A 20975-nucleotide genomic window follows, 5' to 3' on the forward strand; every position below is an offset into this window, starting at 1 on the left:
ATGTTTGGCATATCTATTAAGTAAGTAGAGTTCAATAATATACGTTGTGTCTTATAATTACTTTTGCAAGAGGTCTAATTTATTTTTAGCCAGCCAATACCATTTTTTACTTCTGACGTAACAACCATTGATACAAAATCCTAAATTTGTAATTTAAGATTATATAGGCTTATGGGTTTTTATAAAAACATGAGTGATGAAAGTTAACTATTATAAATAACAGTTTGATAGTAAGTTCTAAAAATAAATTTAATAAAATTATTAAAGGATAGTATAAGTATGGATATAGTCGTTTAATAAAAATTATGACTATATCCATGCTATTTTTATATATTATTCCATAAAAGTTAATCTTTAAAAGTAGGTTTGCGTTTTTCTATAAAAGCATTAACGCCTTCGATCATATTGTCTGTCTTAAATAGTTGAGCCCATTGTTCTGATTCTATTTCTAAACCTTTTTCTAAGGTTGTTGCCATACCTTCATTAACAGCTGTAATAGTTGCTTTGATAGATTCTGGGCTTTTATTGAGAGCAATTGATTCCGCCAGTTTTTTCGTTTCATCCATTAATTCTGCAAGTGGCACTGATTTATTAACGAGACCTATTTTTTCTGCCTCTTCTCCACTTAAAAATTGTCCAGTTAGTATGAGTTCTAATGCTTTTGCTTTATTTGTTATACGTGGAAGCCTTTGAGTCCCGCCGAACCCAGGTATCAAACCTAAGTTTAACTCTGGTTGACCCAATTTCGCTTCATTGGCTGCAATACGTAAATGACAGCTCATGGCGAGCTCTAACCCTCCACCTAAACAAGCGCCATTAATTGATGCAATAACGAGTTTTTTAGACGACTCAATTGTATTCATAACGGCTTGTGCATCTTGTGATAACTTCTTTCCTTTTTCTTCATCATGAAAAGCGTCAGTAAATTCTTTTATATCTGCACCAGCAACAAACATTTTCCCTTTACCGGTTATCACGATTACCTTAATGCTTTGTTCTGCTTCCACATAGTCAAAACACTCAGATAATCCGCTGATTGTTGTAGTGCTTAATGTATTAGCAGGTGGGCTATCAATAGTTATGTAGCCAATTCCGTTTTCTGTACTTAAATTGATATTAGAAAATTCTTTAGTTTCCATTGCTCTTTCTACTCCGTTTAGATTATATTTACCTGCGTACGAAAAGCCATAGCAGATCTTTTTGATAGCTGCATGCCTAGTAGTCAAAGGCAGAGGCAGCAACGTCCAGCCTTTAATACAGACCGAAGAATGAATCAGGATTTAGAACACCTAAGTAGGTGTTCTAGGATAAATGTTCTACGACATAGTCTAGCGCTGCTATTAGTACGATCCTTCAATTTGTGAGTCATCGACCGAATCCACAGTATCTGCTCTAGCATGACTGGTATCATAGAGAATGGCTTTTATAAGGGACACTCCCATGAGCACCATGACAAAACTAAAAGGTAGGGCACCGATCACCATAGCCGTTTTGATTGCGCCGAGTCCTCCGCTAGTCAGTAGAACTCCAACCACCAAGGCTAGTATCACGCCCCAAAAGATAATATGTGGACGGCCTTTTGGACCTTCGTTACCCGCTGAATTAATCGTATTGATAACTAGAATGGCCGAATCTAAAGTGGTAACTAAGTAGGTCAATAGTAAGATCAAAACCAAGATCGCCATGGCCCATGCGAAACCTGAGGACAACATCACATCCAGCATTGCCAATAGTTGAGCTTCTTGACCCACTCCTGAAATAGCATCACCAGCGATACCATTAAGCGTTAAATCAATCGCGGTGCCACCTACCACTGAGAACCAGATAAAACACATTAGGGCAGGTAAGACTACGGTACCAAATAGATAAGATCGAATACTACGACCCCGTGAGATACGCGCAAAGAACACCCCAACGAAGGGACCAAAAGCAATCCACCATGCCCAATAAAACACTGACCAGTCTTTTTGCCAAGTGGCAAGCGTGTCGCCGACTTGTGTGCCGTCTGGCTGCCAGACCGTAATTAGTAGCTCAGGAAGCGCGACGACATAGTCGAATAGACCTACGAAAAAAGCTTGTAAGCCAAAGAAGGTCGAACCAAATATTAAGAAAAATGCAAACAAAACAAAGCTCAAACCCATATTGATATTAGATAGCCATTTGATACCTTTACCGACCCCAGAAAGCGCAGATAGGGTCGCAACACCAACGATGACGGCAAGGGCAACGATGATAGCTGCTGTTGACGATTTGCCATCAGCGTTCAGTAACCAATCGCCCAATCCAACACGGTGCATGCTAGATACAAATTGTTCAACTCCAAATCCTAATGTTTGTGCAACGCCCAAAATAGTAGCAATGACGGCGACGATATCGATAGCATTACCAAGTTTGCCTGACAATCTCTTACCAAATAACGGCGCTAGACCTGAACGAATGGTGAGGGGTAGCTTACGTCGAAAAGCAAAGTAGGCCATAGATAATCCGACTAGGGAATAACAAATCCATGCGCTAAATCCCCAATGTAGAAAGGCCCATTTATAAGCATAGCGAACATTGTCAGCACCAGAACCTGTCGCCATACCCTGGATCACTTCAGGATTATTGGCAAAGTGATACATCGGTTCTGCGGTTGCAAAGGTCAACATACCAACGCCAATACCAGCTCCAAAGATCATAGAAAACCATGAAAAGTTGGAGAACTCAGGCTTATCCTCTTTATCTCCTAAAACCAGCTTTCCATAGCGCGGTATAACAGCCAGAACTAAAGCTAAAATTAAGAAAAAAGCGACGGAAAAGATATACCAGATTGAAAAATTATTAAGTAAAAAGCTATTGATTGACCCCAAAACAGCCATTGAGTTTTCTGGAAATACGACGGCCCAAACGATGAGCAGACCCAGTAAAATTTTAGCGGTAATCGTAACGTCTTTATTAAACCCCTCATAAAAACCTGATGTTGCGACTTCAATTGGCAACTTAGTCAAAGGTTTTTTATCTGTACGTTTCATGTCTAATCCTTTAGATAGTCTTTCACTCGTTTATTTAAATAGGTATCAAGCATTACAATCCTTTATTGACTTGATACCTATCGTTTCTTAACTCGGTAAAAACTCACTGCTCCAACTATCGCTCAGCTCACCACTCGCAATACTGGCTTCAATCTCTGCCTCGCTATAACCAAGCTCCAGCATTATTTGACGCGTGGATTGCCCAAACTTTTCAGGACGAGGTAGTGCATATACGATGCTATGCGAAGGACGAATAGCATAGGGATCAAGCTGCGTCACCTTATGACCACTGGGATGATTCTCATAAATTGAAAAAGAATAACTACCACGATCAGTACCTGACGTGCCATCTGCTACGCGACTATATTCAGCGCGTAACGCATTGATATCAGCACAGACTACAGCCGCAATATCAGCCGCTTGCAAGCGCTCAATCCAATCATGAGCGGGCGCTTTTTGAAAGGTATTCGATAAAAATACTGCACGCTCACTTTTGTCAAGCTCTCCAAACCCTTCTAAACCTTCAACGTTTTCAAAGTTTTTTATATCGATCTCATAAGCGTTTAATAACAAGTAGTTCCCTGAAGAGGTATAGTAAAAACGCGTCAACTCATCATGACCATTGGTTTCGCGGCCTGATGGCTCATCGAACAGACCACGTTTTTCAAAGTCATAACAATAGGGGATTTGAAGTAAGGCACTATTTGCGACTAACGAGGTACAACCGCGTCCAATACGACCTGTACGATATTTTTGATATAGCGCCACGCCAATACTCATCGCGCCACCAAAGCCGCACATCACATCAATAGTACCGACGTGAGCATGCTCCTCTGGCGTATCCATCGCGCCGCCGCAGCGTAACATGATGCCAGTAGACGCCTGTACCACATCGTCATAGCCTATAAAGTCACTACATGGACCCTTGCGGACACCGCTAAAACAATCAAGCTTGCAGAATATAGCCGTAGGGTTTAGGCTTTTTAAGCCTTCAGCATCTAAGCCCATTTTTTTGATTTGGGTATCTGTCGCATTCCAAACAATGATGTCAACGGATTGGACTAACCTCTCAAATACTTCTCGTCCTTTTCCGTGACGAATATCAGCGAGTATGGAACGTTTACCTGTCATTTGAGACATACCGTAAATAACAGTGTTCCAACTGTCATAAAATGGAGAGGCAGGATCAAGCTTAATGACTTCTGCTCCAAAACGCGCTAAATAAGCTGCCGAATGGGGACCAGCAATCACATTACAAAGATCAAGTACCTTAACGCCATCTAGCCAACCACTCTTTTCATTAAGATTATTGACTGAGGGCAACTTGGTTTTGATAGCCTTCAGTTCTCTCAACGCCGTATCAAAGTCAGTAGGCTCTGGGGGCTTGGGTTGTAACATCATCTCACCACATTCTTCTAACCAAACAATGGGGCCTGGCTGAATCATCTTGCCATAAGTCGGATCATCGACCTCAATCATGAGTCCTGCGGTTTCAGCATGATCATCACGGATCCATTCTTGTAGCCAACGCTGCGGCGCTCCAGGTATACCGCGTTTCCCAAAAATCTTTTGCCACTCTTTTGAGGTACGCTGTAAAAAAGCACCTTTCATTTTTTCAGCAATACGATCTGCCCAATGCTTTGGCATAGGATAAACGCCAAGCGAGGTATCAGACGTCCACTGACTTGAAGGCAAGTAGGTGTCTTCTTCTTCGGTCAATCCTTCCTCAATTAATTCATCGTATAACCCTAAGACTTGCAAACAACGCTTAGCATGATCCTTATGACTAGGGCATACTACATAGAGCATACGCCCATCTTTACACATATAACTGCGGTAAAAAGGATCGAGCAACTCTTGCAGTGCTTCGTAGTCCATGTTCATAGGAATACCTTCAACGCGGCGACGTTGAATCTCAACTTCACGTTGGGTCAAGTATCGCTTAGGTAGATCCTCGATCTCTATTGAGTTGTAGCAAAGGCCTTCCATGACAGCAGCAGCAAGAGGAACTTCAATAGCATCGCCGAGCCCAGTATTTTCACGTGCTTGTAGTGCAAAAACGACTGAAGAACCTGCCAGCATGGCACCATAAGCAGAGGGAAGCGGGAGAGGAGAAAACGATGGGTTGATTCCCATTAGTACACGGTTTAAACCCATGTCAGTAAACACACCTGAGCTCGCTGATACAATGCTTTCATAGGCACGTAGCTCACGGCGCTGTTCATCATTCGATGCAAATCCAGGGATGGACAATGTGATCAATTGCGGACGTTCTTCGCGCAGTGCTACCAGATCGAGCCCCATTTCTGCCATTTTCCCAGGACGGAAACCTTCAATAACGATGTCACTTTCCAAAATTAATTGCTTAGCCTGTGCTAGTCCTTCATTTGTTTTAAGATCGAGTCTCAGCATCAATTTATTACGATTTAATACAGCATTAGCTGGACTTTGCCATTTTGGACCTGACGGTGGGTCTATATGAACCACGGTTGCGCCTAAGTCGCCAAGCATCATACCTACAGCAGGCCCAGCGATATATTGACCAAAATCGATTACTTTGACACCGACGAGTGGCAATTCATGAGTTGCTTGCATAGTCATCCATCCTTAGAATTTTATTATGCTATTACTATTAAAAATTAGAACTATTAAAAATCAAAATTTAGTTAGGAGCGATATCATAGAGACCAGTAGCTACTAAACTATATATTCAGAGTGCCTGCGATCCATTCACCAGTGGGGTGAGAAAGAAGCAAGCACAAATTGTTCACATACAAACTACTGCGTTTAAGAGCACTTATAGAATAATGCTCTTAATAGGGGATATGATTAAGTTGGCATAGAGAATTGCTTTTCATCTCTCACTGCCGCGCTTGGCCAGCGTTGCGTTATGGTTTTGCGTCGAGTAAAGAATCTCACGCCATCTGGCCCATACATGGCCAAGTCGCCAAATAATGACCGTTTCCAGCCACCAAAGCTTTGAGACGCTACAGGTACCGGTAGTGGAATATTGACACCAACCATGCCGACTTCAATATTATCGATAAAGTGACGCGCCGCTTCTCCGTCTCGGGTATAAATACAAGTACCGTTACCATATTCATGTTCATTAATAAGCTGTACCGCCTCGCTCATGGTCTGAACACGGATGACTTGTAAGACAGGACCAAAAATCTCGGCTTTGTAACTGTCCATTTCTTTAGTGACATGGTCGATCAGTGTTGGACCGACAAAAAACCCGTGTTCATAACCTTCTGGAGTAGCATCAGAGCCATCAATAATCAATTCTGCACCTTGGTCGGCAGCACTGTTGATATGCTCTACTACTTTAGATTTATGCGCCTTGGTAATGACAGGACCGAAGTCGTTGCTTTTTTCTGAATGAACGCCAAATTTTAGTGCTTCAATAGCAGGCTGCAATGCTGCAATCATCTTATCGGCCGTTTCATCACCGACAGCTACTGCAACAGATAACGCCATACAACGCTCTCCTGATGAGCCGAAAGCTGCACCTAACAATGAGGTCACTACATTGTCTAAGTCCGCATCTGGCATAACAATCGCATGGTTTTTTGCACCGCCTAAAGCTTGGCAGCGTTTGCCTTGTGCGGCAGCGGTCGTATAAATGTATTCAGCAATAGGGGTAGAGCCGACAAAGCTCACAGCTTTAACATCCGGATGATGCAAAATAGCATCGACAGCTTCTTTACCACCATTTACTACATTGATTACACCTTCTGGAAGACCAGCTTTTTGCAATAGCTGGGCAATAAATAGCGTAGAGCTTGGGTCGCGCTCAGACGGTTTTAAGATAAAAGTGTTGCCACAAACGATAGCCATAGGGAACATCCATAGTGGCACCATTGCAGGGAAGTTAAAGGGTGTTATACCTGCGACAACGCCTAGCGGATGAAACTCACTCCAAGAGTCAATATTTGTGCTGACATTACGACTGTGCTCGCCTTTGAGAAGCTCAGGTGCACCGCAAGCATATTCAACGTTTTCAATACCGCGTTGTAGCTCGCCTGCAGCATCGTGAACAATTTTTCCATGCTCTTCGCCAATCAAGCGGCAAATTTCATCTGCATTTTGCTCGAGCAATTCTTTGAATTTGAACATGACACGCGCGCGCTTTAATGGTGACGTTTTGCTCCATGCGGGAAAAGCAGCTTTAGCAGCAGCTACTGCTTCACCGATTGTTTTTTCACCACCTAAAGCAACCTTCTTGCTAACTTCACCAGTTGAGGGGTTGTAAACATCTTGAGTCTGGATGTCATTATTTACTAAGCTACCGTTAATAAAGTGTCCGATAGTTTGCATAGTTTATTTCCTTTAAACATGTGTGTTATTGATGGGTTTGGATTAAATGAAGACGACTTTAGTTTTATGAGTGATTCGTACTACTGTTATCCCATAGCATGGTATAAAGCTGAGTCATTTCTTCATGATTGGGTATTCGAGGGTTGTTGTTGGGCGAGCCTGACGCGAAGGCTTGCTCACACATCGTATCGATGAGGGCATCAAAATCCGCTTTTTGAACCCCAAATTGTGCCAATGTGGGAACATGAAGTTCATCGTTTAAGTTTTTTAAGTAATTGACCAAACTGACGTTTGCCTGATCATCTGTTTCGCTATGATCAGATATTCCTAGTGCGCGCGCGCAGTCCGCATAACGATCGGGTGCACTAGAGATGCCAAACTCGGTAATCGTTGGTAGTAGCATGGCGTTTGATAAACCATGCGGTACATGAAAAAAAGCACCAATTGGACGACTCATACCATGCACTAAGGCAACTGACGAATTACAAAACGCAATACCTGCCAAAGTAGAGCCAAGCATCATCGCTTCACGAGCTGTTTCATCTTTGCCGTTGTGATAAGCAGTTTGGATATTGGGTCCAATTAAGCGTAGAGCTGCGAGTGCCTGTTGGTCGCTATAAGCATTACGTTTTGGGCTGATATACGCTTCGATAGCATGGGTCATCGCATCGATACCTGTATCCGCGGTAGTGCGCGGCGGTACGCTGAGCGTGAGGCTATAATCGATAATGGCCGCGATGGGCATAAATCCCATACCGACACACAATAATTTTTCGTTGTTATCGTCGTCAGTGATGATGGTAAAGCGTGTGACTTCTGATCCTGTTCCAGCCGTAGTAGGTATGGCAACAATAGGTAAGCCAGTTTCATCTACTTGACGAGGGAACTTATAATCACGCATGACCCCGCCAAACTTACCTAAGATGGAAATAGCTTTAGCACTATCGATAGGACTGCCGCCACCTAAGGCAATCAGACCATCATAATCTTGCGCTTTGACTTGAGAGACGCCTGCTTCAATAGAGCTTTCGGTAGGTTCGGGTACCGTATTTGAAAACACATCAGCATTGATTTGAGCTTCTTTCAAAATAGCCTGTACATTATCGACATAGCCGAGTTTAACCATCATTTCGTCAGTGATAATCAGCGGTTTTTTTATCCCTAAGCTGGCTAGTATTGCTGGTAGCTTTTTGCAGGCATCGCGTCCAATTTCCATCGTCCTTGGGAGTAGAATACTGTGTGACATAGTTATTCATCCTTGAATTAATGACTTCAGATATAAGCTTGGTAGTAGCTCAATCCTGATACGCACTATTCACAAAAGTGGATAGTATTTAAATATTAATTTCACATAATGATAAAAATCTTATCGTTATGTGAAAAGTAACAGAATATTTTTATAATAGCAAGACGCAAAAGCGTAAATTTTATCGTTATAATAAATAAATTTATTCGCTGAGAATCAGCTAGAGGTTTAAACGAAATAATGAGTAATACTAAAAAGAAGGGCTCAAGTGTTGAGCGTGTTTTACAGATAGTAGAAGTGCTTGCTCGCTCGCAAAGACCAATGAGTGTCAGCGACCTAGCTGAAACACTAGAAGTGCCGGTGCCTAGTATGTATCGGTTATTAGATCAATTGCAGGATCTTGGATTCGTTCAGTTAGATTTACCAGGGAAGGTAACTTGCGGAAAACGCACGTATAAGCTTGCCATGAACTTACTACAAAACAGTGATTTCAAAAACGAAAGATTAGCCATACTGAATGAGCTGTCAGCAAAAATAGGAGAGACGGTAGGTATTTCGATTTTACAAGACTTAGATGTGGTTTATATCGATCGCGTTATGTCGGATTGGCCGCTACAAATATTTTTACCGTCGGGCACTCATGTTCCTGTTTGGGCTAGTGCCAGTGGTAAATTATTGTTATCACAGCTATCGGATGAGAAGTGTGGGCGCATCGTTGAGAAAATGTCGTTACACGCACTAACGACCAAAACTCAGACCGATAAGAAGCAATTAATGCAAACGATCGCTGCAACGCGTGAGACGGGAGTAGGCGTAGATAATGAGGAGTTTATTCCAGGTATGGTAGCGTGTGCAGTCATGATTCCCAATGGGGATCAACAATCATTTGCCACAGTGTTTACACATGGTCCGACAGTGAGAAAAAGTCTAGAAGAGTTGCTCAGCTATGTACCTCTTATGCAAGAGGCTGCTAATGAGCTATCAGTTATTTTCAATCAAAACTATGAATAAAGTTATTGACGATATAATAGGATGATACGTTAAGAAAAATTCTAATCTACTCTTCATTAGCTAAGATGAGTAAATTTTATAGGGCTCTCGTTAACTGGTAGTTCTTTCTCTTTGTCATGACTTGGCCTTAAAGGCGTGAAGAGGTTTCAACAGTAAAACCTAAAATAGCAACCGTATAGTAATGCTGCCAAGTAACAATAACCTCTTGTAGCGCGTGGCATACAAGGGGTTATTATTGTGTATTGTTATATATAACTGGTGCGCCCACCAAGAGTAGGTGATGGTCTTAAGAGTCTTTGATATAAAGACATTATTCAGTTTCCTAAATAGTTTTAACAACATATTTATCAACTTTATAAAGCTCTCATACTCGCTCGAATCTTGATATTATGCTTGTTTTTACTCTTTTAAATTCAAGTTTATAATGAGTCAAAGTCCTAGGTTTTTTAAATCAAATACCTGACCCACAGGTGATACTTTTTTCTTTAGTATTAAATTTTAAAAAAGTATAAGCACCACTTATATGCTCATACCCTAAACTATTATTTTCAACGACCTCTGAATACTCATCTACCTTTGGAGGTTCAAACTGCGATCTTAGTTTTACAAAATCACTATCTTTAAAAAATAGTTTTATGCGACTTCACTCGTACCCTCCCAGATGTTCGATGCTAGCAATAGAATATCCAAAAGCTATTGTATCCTTTAACTTATAAGTAGTTGCAAAACTATCCTCTTCAAACCCCAATATTAATAAAGCCACCTGACTACTTCTAAAAACAATAAGAATCCGCTAAGACATGGCAGTAGATGCCTAGTGGTTTTATTTATATATATAAAAGAAGTCCATCGCTGTGATTTTGACAACGCTTTTATTAATTATTCTATAACCTCAAAAATCATGATGTTGCTATGGTCAGTCCTAAATAAAAGAAGTACATAAATTATAATGCACTACTGGAATAAATTTTCCTTGCTTGCTGTGCCTACGCTGCTCGATGCTGCGCAAAATTTATCTCAGTAGTGCTGTATTTATTTTATAGTGGATCTACTATACCTAAGAAGTAAGGATTGCGTTATAAATTTACTTTCTCTTCATATGTGAAAATTAAGTTTTATAATCTGATTTAATCAATGTAAGTACATTCTAAGCCTTGAAGAAATAACTTTTAAACTTCACTTTTTCAAAGTTTTTCATTATTTTTCTTATCTAGGGCGGCTCGTAGCAGTCTATTTTAAATAGTCTATGAGTAGAGATAAAGGGTACAAATTGCTAGTTCAATCTGAGTATATTCAGAACTACCTTTAATAATATCTGCCACTTAATAATGGCATAAGCCCATGTATATTAAAGATATCGATAGGTTTAAATTATAAATAAAATGGCTTTTTGAGGTATAAGCATGGATGTATTTTATGGTAGAAACACGGAAAACAGAAACTAGTAAATATAGGTCATTATGCTTATATCTAAAGGGTTTAAGGTATGTTTATGGTGGTATAGGACAATATAGGAAAACAGGGATAACTAAGATTGGTGTCAAATGAGGAAGGAGATAAATATATAAGCTGTTGATAAATATAGTTTATTTTTCCAATCAAAAGTATTAAAAGGTTACTTTATGTGCTAACTTTATAGGTGAACCAAGTAGACTTAATTCTGTATTAAGAGATACTTTGAGAAATTGCTCATTTTGAGCTGAGCTGCTCTTAAAGTTATACGAGGTGATTTATGCCTGACTTCAAAGAGACAACTTCATCCTCTGTAGATAATGGTGGAACCGACAACGCACAAAGAACCGATCAGCGGCAAGGCTCTGCTCCTACGCTCTCACTTCCTAAAGGTGGCGGTGCGATTCAGAGTATTGGAGAGAAGTTTGCTACTAACCCAGTGACAGGTACAGGTTCTATGTCTGTGCCAATCGCGACCAGCCCTGGTCGCTCTGGCTTTGGTCCTCAGCTCGCTCTTTCTTATGATTCTGGCTCTGGTAATGGAGTTTATGGGTTCGGCTGGAATCTTTCATTACCGTCAATCACGCGCAAAACAGCAAAAGGCTTACCACGATACCATGACGCCGAAGAATCTGATATTTTCCTGCTCTCTGGTGCAGAAGATCTAGTACCGCTATTGGAATCAGATGGTAGGCGCTTTGAAGCATCTGTGTCAGGTTACATCATTCACAGGTACCGTCCTCGCATTGAAGGGTTGTTTGCACGCATCGAACGTTGGACTCGGCTGAGTGACGAAGATGTGCACTGGCGCTCGATATCCAAAGACAATATTTTGACCCTATATGGCAAGGATCCCAGCTCCCGAATAGCTGATCCTGAGGATGCTAGCCGTATTTTTAGCTGGCTGATCTGCGAAACTCGCGACGATAAAGGCAATGCCATTCAGTACGGGTACAAGTCAGAAGATGGAGTCGGGGTCGATTTAACCCAAGCGCACGAAAGCAATCGAGGCGATCATAATGATCCTCGACGCACAGCCAACCGTTATCTCAAACGTATTCATTACGGCAATCGGACATCGTTGTTGGATGATACAGGATTTCGGCCGCTATTTTTGAGTGAGGCACAGATTCAGAATGCTGGTTGGATGTTTGAGGTGGTTTTCGATTATGGAGAACACGATACTGACATACCCACGCCAAAAGGTATTAAGCCATGGGTCTTTCGCGACGATCCTTTCTCAACCTATCGCGCCTGCTTTGAGGTGCGCACTACGCGACTGTGTCAGCGGGTGCTAATGTTTCATCATTTTGAGGGTGAGGAGGGCGTTGGCAACGATTGTCTAGTACGGTCCACCGACTTCACCTACTCCCACGAGCACGATCCGACCAGCGCCCACAATCCTATCTATACCTTTATGCGCGCCTTTACACAAACAGGGTATAAACGCAATGGTAACAGCTACCGAAAGCGTAGCTTGCCACCGGTTGAGTTCGAATACACCCAGCCCACCGTGCAGGATACGGTAGAGGAAGTCGATTCTAAAAGTCTTGAAAATCTTCCGATGGGTCTAGATGGTACAAGCTACCAATGGACAGATCTGCACGGTGAAGGCCTCCCTGGTATTCTAGCTGAGCAAGCTAATGCTTGGTATTACAAACGCAACCTCGCGCCAATCAATGAGATTGAAGAAGACGGAACAGTCCGCATCAGAGCGAAGTTTGCGCCATTGGAAAGAGTGGCCACGAAGCCGAATCTGGCGCTGGCCAGTGGCGCGCAATTCATGGATCTCGCCGGAAACGGTCAACCGGACCTAGTGATGCTGGGTGGTCCAATGCCGGGCTTCTATGAGCACGACGTCGCTGAGAGCTGGCAACCTTTTCGGCCGTTTACATCTTGCCTTAACCGTGCCACGCATGATCCCAACCTAAAATTTATCGACCTCAACGGTGACGGTCATGCCGATGTACTTATTACTGAAGATGAGGCTTTCGTTTGGCATTCGTCGCTAGCGGAGGAGGGATTTGGTCCAGCCATGCGTGTTGCTCAAGTGCTGGATGAAAACAAAGGTCCTTGTATCGTTTTTGCCGACGGCACGCAGTCCATCTACCTTGCTGATTTGAGCGGCGATGGCCTCACAGATCTGCTACGCATCCGCAACGGCGAGGTCTGTTACTGGCCAAATCTGGGCTATTGCCGATTCGGCGCCAAGATCGCCATGGAAAATGCGCCGCACTTCGACCACCCGGATCAGTTCGATCATAAGCGTATCCGCTTGGCCGACATTGACGGCAGCGGCACCATCGACATCATCTATCTGCACCGCGACGGCGTATGTCTTTATTTCAACCAATCCGGCAACAGTTGGGGCGCGCCGCAAGTGTTGCGCATTTTTCCACGCGTCGATGAGCTTGTCAGCATCGTGCCTATCGACCTGCTCGGCAATGGCACTGCTTGCCTAGTCTGGTCCTCGCCGTTGCCTAATGACGCGGGCCGGCCCATGCGCTACGTCAATTTGATGGGTGAGCAGAAACCCCATCTGCTTATCAGGACTGTCAACAACCTCGGCGCGGAGACCCATGTTCAGTACGCGCCTTCTACAAAATTCTATCTACAAGACAAGTACGACGGCAAACCCTGGATCACCAAGCTGCCTTTCCCAGTACATGTGGTCGAAAAGGTCACAGTGACAGATAAGTGGAATAAAACCAAATTCTCCTCTACCTATAGCTACCACCACGGGTATTTCGATGGACACGAGCGAGAATTTCGAGGATTTGGTCGGGTTGAACAAATTGATGCGGAAACCTATGGGGAATTTACCGAAGGAAATATAAACAGTCCTTACATTACAGACGACCACACCCTCTACCAGCCACCAATTAAAACCGTTACCTGGTATCACACGGGCGTAATGATTGATCGCAAAAAAATACTGCAACAGTTCAAGCACGAATACTTCCCCCAGTGGCTGGAAGACAGCAACCTAGGTGAAACAAATGTATTGGGAACTTTTCAGGAAGTCGAATTACCCGAGCCAGATATTAAACAACAAAACCTGAATGCCGAGGAAATGAGAGAAGCCTTACGGTCTTGCAAAGGAATGATGTTGCGCCAGGAAGTCTACGAACTAGATGTTGATGCATTTACACGGGGAACCCATCAACCCATAAAACTCTATTCAACGGCGTATCACAATTGCCATATTCAACGCTTACAAGTAGGCGGCACAAACTTACATGCCGTGTTTTTGGTGACAGAGAGCGAAGCCATCACCTATCAATACGAACTTGATTTACAAGCAAACACACTCATTCCTGATCCTCGGATTGCTCACACCTTTAATCTCAATACCGATGAATACGGTAATGTGTTACAAGCCGTTGCCATTGTTTATCCTCGTCTTGGTGAATATCAAGATGACACGCTCGAACGAAAAACTATTCAGCTTATTCAGGATGTCCAGAAAGAAACGCATATAGTCTACAGCGAAAGTCATTTCACGAACGATATTAATATCCAGGATAACTATCGTTTGCGAGTTCCTTGTGAGGCGTTGAGTTATGAGCTCACAGGTATCAGTCCAGCAGACGAGTATTTTACCTTAGCAGAATTACAAAGCTTTAGGTTAAACCTGTATTATCAAAGTACAGGACAAGCAGTAACAGACATTGAATACCACCAATTACCTGATCGCACTCGTCCACAAAAACGAACAGTTGAACATAGCAAAACGCTCTATTTTAACGACAAGGATAGTGCTACTCGAGAGTTTTTGAAGGAACCATTACCTTTTGGGGAACAGGGCAACTTAGGTTTACCTTACGAAACCTATACCTTGGCATTAACCGATGATTTGCTCAATGCCATTTTGGCTGAAAAATTCACACCAGACATACAAGCCGAACTGGAGAATGCATCAAAAAGCGGCTATCTCAGTGGCGCTGAGTTAAGGGCTCGTTTTGCTGGTATAGACACTACCGGACAATACTGGATTCGCTCAGGTATTGCTGGCTTTTCTAATGATGTCGCCGATCATTTCTTCCTGCCCGAACGCTATATTAATGCCTTCAACCAAACCACCACACTTAACTACGATCCGCTTGATCTCTATATCAAAACAAGCACAGATCCAATTGGGAATACCGTTTCGGTTGAAAAATTCGATTATCGTGTACTCGCCCTACGTGAACTAAAAGACATCAATGATAATGTCACAGAAGTAATATTTGATGTTCTAGGGTTGCCATCAGCTACAGCAGTTAAAGGCAAAGGCGATCAGGCAGATAATCTCACTGGGTTCACCGACGAGCTGCTAAATCCTGACAAAGCAACACAGATCAAATTTTTCACCGAACCACGTTTAACCACAGAAACAATAACTGATTACCAACAACGTCAGCAGGATGAAGCAAGGCGTTTATTGGGTAATGCAACCGCGCGGCATCTTTATTATTTTGGTGAAATTGAGGTTGAGACTGGGGAAATACTGGCAGATGGCAGTAAAGCTAAAATTATTAAGTGGGGCGAACACCCAGTCTCAGCTTGCGGCATAGTACGTGAACAACATCTTGCTCAATTGGGCACGGCTGAAACCAGTCCGCTACAACTGGCTTTTGAATATTCAGATGGTGGCGGCAATGTGCTGGTCACAAAAGTACAAGCTGAACCCCAAAAAGAGGGAGAATTATTAAGCTGGATTGCCAATGGCAAAACCATTTTGAACAACAAAGGCAAACCGGTTAAACAATACGAACCCTATTTCAGTGAAATCGAAACAGCCCTCAACATTTTTGAGCCAGATCATCGTTATGAAGAACCAAAAGAGGTGGGTGTTACCCCAATCATCTATTACGATGCTGCGGGTCGTGTCATCCGTACCGAAGCACCCGATGGGTCATACAGTCGAGTCGAGTTTTCTTCTTGGCATGTTAGTCGCTACGATCAGAACGATACAATACTTGAACCAGCAAATAACTGGTATCAGCGCATGAGTACTGGCACAGACGCCGGGCAAAGGGCAGCACGTATTGCGGCTAAACATGCCGATACCCCTGCAACCACTCTCCTCGATAGTTTAGGGCGAGAAGTAGTAAGTGTGGCTTTTAATCGTAGTCCAGAAGAGTCAGCAGCCTTAGCCAATGTTCCGTTTCTCGATCGTCCTTGGCTTGATCAACACTACGTCACCTTTACCAAGCTCGATGCAGAAGGTAAACCGCTGTGGATTCAAGATGCTCGCGATAATTTGGTCATGCGGTATACCGTGCCCGCTTCGCCCAGATCAGATCCAACCATTGATTATTTTCCTGCCTACGATATTGCCGGGAATTTACTGTTTCAACACAGTATGGATGGCGGAGATCGCTGGACAATTAACGATGCCTCAGGCCAACCATTCTATGCTTGGGATAAAAATGAAAATGAATTGGGCGTATTGGAACAGCGAGTTATTCATACTACCTATGACGACTTGCGTCGTCCGCTGGAACAACGTCTAAAACTAGCGAGTGATGAGTGGACGGTCGAGCGATTTATTTATGGTGAAGGGCAGCCAGACGATAAAGACAAAAACTTACGTGGTCAGGTCTATCAACACTATGGCTCCAGTGGCCTAATGACCAATGAGACGTTTGATTTTAAAGGCAATTTGCTTGCAGCAAAACGGCGATTAACCAGCGCTTATAAAGAACGCGTCATTCATTGGCCAGAAAGTCCGCCGTCTGATTCATTTACAGCGGAAACATTTATTCAAAGTGCAAAATACGATGCACTAAACTTTATGGTGCAGTTGGAGAATTGGCATCTTCAAGAGCGAGAGCCTGCCATCTACACGCCGCAATATAACCAACGGGGCGTGCTATTAAGCGAAACCCTTACCGTAAAAGGCCAAATTACGCAAGCGATACGAAAAATTGAATACGACGCGAAAGGCCAGCGCACTTCCATAGAGTTCGGTAATAACACTAGAACACGTTATGAATATGACCCGCAAACGTTTCGGCTCATCAAGCTAGAAACCGTCAATACGATCACCTCAGATAAGTTACAAGACCTCAGCTACACCTATGACCCCGTAGGGAATATTACCGAAATAACCGATGCTGCGATTGAACCGGTGTTCTTTCGTAATCAGCAAGTAAAACCGCGAAGCCAATATATCAATGATGCGCTGTATCGATTAATCGAAGCTGAAGGGCGGGAACAATACAGTGCATCAGGTCCGACACCACAACGACCTCCGTCTGTGGCTGACATTACTTTTCCAGTCAGGGTTGAAAATGACCCCAATGCCTTACGCGATTACACCCAGCGTTATCAGTACGACAGTGTCGGTAACATCATGCAAATTAGGCATATCACCGGAGTCGCAGACGGAAGTTGGACTCGCGATTATGCTTACGCAGAAGACAGTAATCGACTACTCAGCACCTGGACAGGTGGTGATCTTACAACCGCTGTTAACTACCAATACGATACGCACGGCAGCATGTTGAATTTGAATAATGTACCGGAAGCGTTCCATCTGCACTGGGACAGGCAAGATATGATTCATAATGTCGATCTGGGCGGCGGCGGGCACGCTTGGTACAACTACGATTCAGGTAAACAGCGCACACGAAAACGCATTGAACGTATTGGCGGATTTACTGAGGAACGCTTTTATCTGGGTGGCATGGAGATCTATCGGCGGCGCAATGCGGCTGGGGAAATCAAAGAAGAAATTGAAACCTATCATCTATTTGCGGATGACCAGCGGGTGTTGATTGTTGAGGATGTGTTAGTTGCCGATAGTGGTGAGCTGCCTGAAGGTGTTTTGTTTCGTTATCAGTATGGCAATCATTTGGGGTCAGTTGGGCTGGAGCTCGATGAAAGGGCAGGCGTGATTTCTTATGAGGAATATCATCCTTATGGGACGACGGCTTATAGCGCGAAGAATAAAGATGTTAAATGCGTGGCTAATCGGTATCGATATACGGGGATGGAGCGGGATGAGGAGACTGGGTTGAGTTACCACACGGCCAGATATTATTTGCCTTGGTTGGGGAGGTGGGGGAGTGCGGATCCTATCGGAATTGGAGGGGGTTTGAATAACTATGTCTACTCCTATAGCAATCCAATAATACATACCGATGTTAAAGGAATGCAGCCATTACACGTGACAGAAAGTCAGTTGCAAAGTTTACCCTATGAGGATATGCGAAATTTCTTGGCACGGCTTCATAATCGTCAAGAAAGGAATTATGAAGAGCCAACCTCAGTAGAAAGGGCGCGAGTTATTGATGAAGTTAGAAACATGCTAATTATAAATCATTCGTATGTCATGGAAAATCCAGATGAAAACTCAGTGGTTATAGGTGCTGACTCTAGAGGAAACGGACACCTTGCTAAGAATCAACAAAATCTTGATGACAGTATTGATAGATCAAATTTTGAACGGTCGTTGGCGGCTGGAGAACTTGTAGGCGATGGTCCTTTTGCCGCTATTGGAATGACCATTGGAACATTGCAAGCTGGAAGTCAGGAGGGCATTAGAGCGGCGGAAAACCTAGCAATAAATGACACTTTTACAGCTGCTATTGGAGGAGGGTTTCTTCAGGCGAATAGTGTTGCGGCTGGCTTAAGAGAGGGTATCCGACATACAGGAGATGGATCGCTTGCGCATTCTGGATTCTTCGTTCCTGTGGCCAAAAGACCAGCCGCTCCAGTTCGATCTGCGGTTGCTGAACCAGCCGATGCTGCTCGTGCAATAGTCGAAGAGGGCCATGTAGTCTCCAGAGGAAACGCTACGGTTCACGCTACCAATTTCGAAAATGCTCAAGGAACTCGTCGCGTGGTAGGTGCAGTTGTTGGGAATAATGGTAGCGGAACTACTGGTGCGGCGATTGCGGAAACAATTGAAGCAGCGCCGCTGTCTCGGGGCCAGAACATCGTGATGCTCGCATACTCAAACCAGAACCCAGCTTACCACGCAGAGCGACTTGTCAGAATGTTCTATAGGACTCTGGAATCTAGCGGTTTCCTGCCTGTTGGTAGTTGGTCAAATAGGGGTGGCTGTAGTGGTCCATGTAGAACGAGTCAAGTTGAACAAAATACTCAATACGTTGAGGGTGCGGCCTCTAGAGTTCCGATAAAGATAATTAGGATGATCGAAGCCAATGAAGCCAGAGATTAGTGATTCTTAGATTTACGTAACCCGTAAGGCGGAACTGGCGTAAGTTGGATGAGCGAAGCGTTATCCGACATTGATGACACAAGATTGCTTGACGCGTTTGGATATGGCGGAATGCGCTATCGCTTTCCCGCCCTGCAAGAGAAATTATGTCGAATGATTTGCATTATTGGATTGAAGGAGAGTGTTATTTTTTACGGTAAATCTGCTGGAGAGAAACAGGTCGTTATTAGTTGATCATATTGAATTGTTGAGGGATTTAGTGCGTTTATGTAGACAGAAATGACCGTTTAATATCGATGTCTGGGTGGTGTTGCCGAAGCGAGTACACCCAATTTATGAAGATACTACTAAACTTTTAGTGAGCATAGAAACATCCAATTGGCGCCTTTGTTAGACAGTTCTCAACGATCGTTTGATGCGTTTGACAGGTTGAACGAATTTCTTTGAATCATTACTTATCGGAGTGACCAATGAACGCAATCTCGTTTCCACTACAACCACAAATGTCGGGGCACCCCACATTTGATCTGCAAAATGTATTGCAATTGCTGCTCGAGCGTAACCTAATGATGGCCAACGACCCTTCTAACGTCGCAGATCTGGCCACTGAACTCAAAGCAGAACAGGCTCAGCAATTTTATGGCGGCATAACAGCAAAACTGGTTGCAATATTCCAGCAGGAAAATCAGCTAACCCCGTCAGGCTCGGTGGATGAATCCACTGCTAAGGCGCTCAATACGATACTGAAGCAGTTGGGCCTTCTAGATGCGTCACAAGATGACGAAGACCTACTAGTGCGAGGCACGATAGCTCATGCCGATGGCCGTGCCGCTGCGGATCTGCCGGTACAAGTCTATGACCGCGACATGCGTTCAGAGGAATTGCTTGGTGCAACCCGGACGGATGCGAAAGGTCGCTACGAAATTCGCTACACTGCCACGCAGTTCCGACGTGCAGAGAAAGACGCGGCTGACTTGCTAGTTAAAGTCGTGGACGACAACGGCACCGTGATCGCGACTTCAGACACTGTTTTTAATGCTACGCCAGAGCAAACCATCGACATTACCCTACAGCCGAGCCAAGATTATGGCCCGTCTGAATATGAGCGCTACCTGAGCGAAATAAAACCGCTCATAGGCACAGTCGAGGGTGCCGCGCTGACCGATGACGACCTTGAGTTTCTGGCTGGCGAGACGCAGATACCATTGGAGCACCTTCGCTACCTGCGGCTAGACACCCAGTGGCAAAAATCACACGATGTTGAAGAAGCCGCGTTCTATGGTCTGCTGCGACAAGGCCTGCCAACCAATCTCCGCCATTTGCTGGCAGAAAAGCCGATGCGCTGGCGTGTAGCGCTAAAGCAGGCCATCGCGAACCATATAGTGCCCAGCAGCTTAGGCAGCCAGCTCGACGACATTATGCAGCGCCTGAGCGAGTTGGCGTTGGATAACGCTTTCAAGCAAGAAGAGGGTGACGCGGTTGCGCCGCTCGGCCTGGTGGTGGCGACCGCGGCCGGTGTGACCCGACCACAGCAAGAGCAGTTCGTGCGCATGACGCTGGAGTACGAGCCAAAGCCAAGCACCGACTTCTGGCAAAAAGTGCAGTCTGAACTGAGTGATGAGAAGGCCGTACGCGCTATACAACGTAGCCTGCAAGCTAGCGTGCTTACGTTCCACCACTTGCCGCTATTAACGCAGGTGCAGCAGGAAACCCAGGGCGACTCGGTGAAAGCTGTGGCTGGCTAGTCGGAAACAGAATGGCT

Annotated in this window: 9 protein-coding genes; 4 read left to right on the forward strand and 5 right to left on the reverse strand. The window is 44.1% G+C overall.

Annotated features, from left to right (window positions below):
• Window positions 1-347: 347 nt before the first annotated feature.
• The 5 genes from ACS8FC_RS09795 to ACS8FC_RS09815 form a co-directional block, all read right to left on the reverse strand.
• The gene (locus ACS8FC_RS09795; protein WP_439296605.1) at window positions 348-1139 is read right to left on the reverse strand and encodes an enoyl-CoA hydratase-related protein; all 792 of its coding nucleotides are present in this window, start codon (window positions 1137-1139) and stop codon (window positions 348-350) included.
• Window positions 1140-1340: 201 nt separating this feature from the next.
• Entirely contained in the window at window positions 1341-3011 is a 1671-nt protein-coding gene (locus tag ACS8FC_RS09800) for a BCCT family transporter (RefSeq protein ID WP_439296606.1), read from the reverse strand.
• 87 nt (window positions 3012-3098) lie between these two features.
• A complete protein-coding gene (locus tag ACS8FC_RS09805; protein WP_439296607.1) occupies window positions 3099-5606 on the reverse strand; it encodes a CoA transferase in 2508 nt (835 codons plus the stop codon).
• Between the two features lie 234 nt (window positions 5607-5840).
• On the reverse strand, window positions 5841-7331 hold the full coding sequence (locus ACS8FC_RS09810) for a CoA-acylating methylmalonate-semialdehyde dehydrogenase (RefSeq protein WP_439296608.1): 1491 nt from the start codon (window positions 7329-7331) through the stop codon (window positions 5841-5843).
• 64 nt (window positions 7332-7395) lie between these two features.
• Complete coding sequence (locus ACS8FC_RS09815; RefSeq protein WP_439296609.1) at window positions 7396-8577, reverse strand: iron-containing alcohol dehydrogenase; 1182 nt, start codon at window positions 8575-8577, stop codon at window positions 7396-7398.
• Between the two features lie 240 nt (window positions 8578-8817).
• Between ACS8FC_RS09815 and ACS8FC_RS09820 the strand changes: the two genes are divergently transcribed.
• From ACS8FC_RS09820 to ACS8FC_RS09835, 4 genes are all read left to right on the forward strand, one after another.
• Window positions 8818-9588, forward strand: a complete 771-nt coding sequence (locus tag ACS8FC_RS09820) for an IclR family transcriptional regulator (protein ID WP_439296610.1) — start codon at window positions 8818-8820, stop codon at window positions 9586-9588.
• 1732 nt (window positions 9589-11320) lie between these two features.
• Window positions 11321-19213, forward strand: a complete 7893-nt coding sequence (locus ACS8FC_RS09825) for a SpvB/TcaC N-terminal domain-containing protein (protein WP_439296611.1) — start codon at window positions 11321-11323, stop codon at window positions 19211-19213.
• 48 nt (window positions 19214-19261) lie between these two features.
• Window positions 19262-19447 (forward strand): hypothetical protein, encoded by a 186-nt coding sequence (locus ACS8FC_RS09830; RefSeq protein ID WP_439296612.1) that lies wholly within the window; start codon window positions 19262-19264, stop codon window positions 19445-19447.
• A 236-nt stretch (window positions 19448-19683) separates the two neighbouring features.
• Window positions 19684-20958, forward strand: a complete 1275-nt coding sequence (locus ACS8FC_RS09835) for a hypothetical protein (protein ID WP_439296613.1) — start codon at window positions 19684-19686, stop codon at window positions 20956-20958.
• The last annotated feature ends 17 nt before the right edge of the window (window positions 20959-20975 follow it).

The sequence above is a fragment of the Psychrobacter sp. 1Y4 genome (assembly GCF_051847555.1).

What these genes read in the sequence shown, in the direction of transcription:
- ACS8FC_RS09810 (WP_439296608.1), bottom strand. Translation starts at nt 7,331, where the DNA reads ATGCAAACTATCGGACACTTTATTAACGGTAGCTTAGTAAATAATGAC.
- ACS8FC_RS09830 (WP_439296612.1), top strand. Translation starts at nt 19,262, where the DNA reads ATGAGCGAAGCGTTATCCGACATTGATGACACAAGATTGCTTGACGCG.
- ACS8FC_RS09820 (WP_439296610.1), top strand. Translation starts at nt 8,818, where the DNA reads ATGAGTAATACTAAAAAGAAGGGCTCAAGTGTTGAGCGTGTTTTACAG.
- ACS8FC_RS09815 (WP_439296609.1), bottom strand. Translation starts at nt 8,577, where the DNA reads ATGTCACACAGTATTCTACTCCCAAGGACGATGGAAATTGGACGCGAT.
- ACS8FC_RS09835 (WP_439296613.1), top strand. Translation starts at nt 19,684, where the DNA reads ATGAACGCAATCTCGTTTCCACTACAACCACAAATGTCGGGGCACCCC.
- ACS8FC_RS09805 (WP_439296607.1), bottom strand. Translation starts at nt 5,606, where the DNA reads ATGCAAGCAACTCATGAATTGCCACTCGTCGGTGTCAAAGTAATCGAT.
- ACS8FC_RS09825 (WP_439296611.1), top strand. Translation starts at nt 11,321, where the DNA reads ATGCCTGACTTCAAAGAGACAACTTCATCCTCTGTAGATAATGGTGGA.
- ACS8FC_RS09795 (WP_439296605.1), bottom strand. Translation starts at nt 1,139, where the DNA reads ATGGAAACTAAAGAATTTTCTAATATCAATTTAAGTACAGAAAACGGA.
- ACS8FC_RS09800 (WP_439296606.1), bottom strand. Translation starts at nt 3,011, where the DNA reads ATGAAACGTACAGATAAAAAACCTTTGACTAAGTTGCCAATTGAAGTC.